Source organism: Aquimarina sp. AWH4_224, assembly GCF_056160245.1.
Window position 1 is genome coordinate 1 of the sequence record NZ_JBSWWU010000041.1, and the last position, 1,541, is coordinate 1,541.

Annotated in this window: 1 protein-coding gene; it reads left to right on the forward strand. The window is 36.1% G+C overall.

Annotated features, from left to right (window positions below; translation table 11 throughout):
* Nucleotides 1–1,541 (forward strand): amino acid adenylation domain-containing protein (locus ACXAGJ_RS24595; RefSeq protein WP_474843829.1); only part of this gene is annotated, 1,541 nt, incomplete at both ends.

The window sequence follows — 1,541 nt, forward strand, 5'->3', positions numbered from 1 at the left end:
TGATCCAGATCGTGTTGCCTTAGTTCATGGAGATTTAGAAATGAGTTATGGAGATTTGGATGCACGTTCTACTCGTTTGGCGCACTATTTAGTAAGTAAAGGAATAAAAAAAGAAGAGCTAATCCCAATTTGTGTTGATCGATCTTTAGAAATGATTATAAGTGTTTTGGGAGTATTAAAATCTGGAGCAGCATATGTTCCTATCGATCCTAGTTATCCACTTGATCGTATTACTTTTATTTTACAAGATACTTCCGCGAATCTCATAATTACAAAATCGGATAACCCAATTTTAGATTTAGTATCAGGATGCGAATTTTTTTGTGTTGATAGAGATTGGGAAGAGGTAAACTCTTTTTCATCAGAAAAACTGGATCTAGGAATTATGCCTAATAACCTGGCAAATGTAATCTATACTTCTGGAACCACAGGTAAACCCAAAGGAGTGTTATGTGAGCATCGTGGAGTCGTAAATCTTGCGCAAAATATGATCGATATAACAGGCATGGACAATGCTGTCAAAATGCTTCAATTTTCGTCATTTTCGTTTGATGCCTTTAGTTTTGAGTTGTTTTCTACAATGATTTGTGGAGGACAATTAATTCTTACCGATAAATCCACCATCAATTCACTGGATAAAATACGTCCTTTGATCAATTCCAAAGAGATTAACATAGCCTTATTACCACCATCTTATCAAGAAGCTTTAAAAGACGATCTTGGTACCATTACTACAATTATCTCGGGAGGAGAGGCTTTAAATTATAATCTAACTAAAGAATTTCAATCCAAAGGGATTAAAGTTTTTAATGCTTATGGACCTACCGAAAATACAGTATGTAGTAGTGTGAGTTCTGCCCCAATTATAGAAAATAAAGTAACTATAGGTTCCCCAATAGGGAATACTAAAATTTATATACTTGATCAATCAGAAAATCTAGTTCCGTTTGGAACCCCAGGGGAATTATGTGTGTCTGGGGTTCAAGTTGCAAGAGGGTATTTAAACCGCCCATCTCTTACTTCTGAAAAATTCGTTAAAAACCCATATGGATCAGGCAACTATAATCGTTTGTATAAAACTGGTGATTTAGCAAGATGGCTGCCTGATGGTCAAATAGAATATTTAGGTAGAATCGATAGACAAGTAAAATTGAGAGGCTATCGTATAGAGTTGGGTGAGATTGAAAACACTATTAAAACGGTTTTTGAAGAAATACAGCATGGGATTGTTGAGATGAAAGAGGTAAATGGCGACAAGGTTTTGGTGGGGTATTTAGTTTTGAAATCAGAAATAGATTTGTCTATTATCAAGCCGGCTTTACTGGAAAAACTTCCAGACTACATGGTTCCGAGTTATTATGTGGAGCTGTCATCATTACCATTGACTTCCAATGGTAAGATTGATCGCTCTGGTTTGCCTATTCCTAGTTTAGAAGATGCGGGTTCTTATCAAGCAGCAGAGACTTCATTAGAGTCTAAGTTGGTAGAGATATGGAGTGATGTCTTAGGATTAGAGGCATCCAAGATTAGTGTGACCAGGA